This window comes from Streptomyces ossamyceticus, from assembly GCF_001418475.1.
Classification (GTDB): domain Bacteria; phylum Actinomycetota; class Actinomycetes; order Streptomycetales; family Streptomycetaceae; genus Streptomyces; species Streptomyces ossamyceticus.
The window spans coordinates 532-1,009 of sequence record NZ_LIQX01000900.1 but is presented as its reverse complement, the minus strand read 5'-3'; the positions used below and the strand labels follow the sequence as shown (position 1 = coordinate 1,009).

General features: G+C 73.0%; 1 pseudogene. It reads right to left on the bottom strand.

What is annotated here, in order from left to right:
* Window positions 1-346 (bottom strand): annotated as a pseudogene (locus AOK15_RS48190) (protein kinase); the annotation flags it as partial.
* Window positions 347-478: the final 132 nt, after the last annotated feature.

The following is a 478-nucleotide window of genomic DNA, read 5'->3' as shown; positions in this document are numbered from 1 at the left end:
AGTAGACGACCTGGCCGCGGCCGTTCTTGGGGCTGCGGTCCCAGCCGGTGGCGACGGCGACCTGGAAGCCCTCGGCGTCCTTGCGGAGGGTGAAGCCCTGGGCGACTTCGGGTCCGCCGGTCTGGGTCGACTCCGAACCGGACGACTCCGACGGGCTCGCCTGCCCTTCCCCGTCCTCGCCCCCGTCGGGCGAACTGGAGTTCTTGTCGGGTCGGGACTGGCTGCTGGCCTCCGGCGCGGCACTCGGCTGCCCGGCCGCGTCGCTCCGGCCGCCGTTGCTCACGCCGTCGCTGGTCGGCTCAGCCTTCGGCATGAACACCATGGCGTACGCGACCGCCGCGGCCAGNNNNCCGCACTCCTCGGCGAAGGCGGGCGGTTCCGAACACACCATCTCGACCAGTTCGGCGGTGTTCTCCTCCGGGTACGGGGCGTGCCCCTGCACCGCGCGGAACAGCAGCGCGCCCAGCGCCCACAGGTC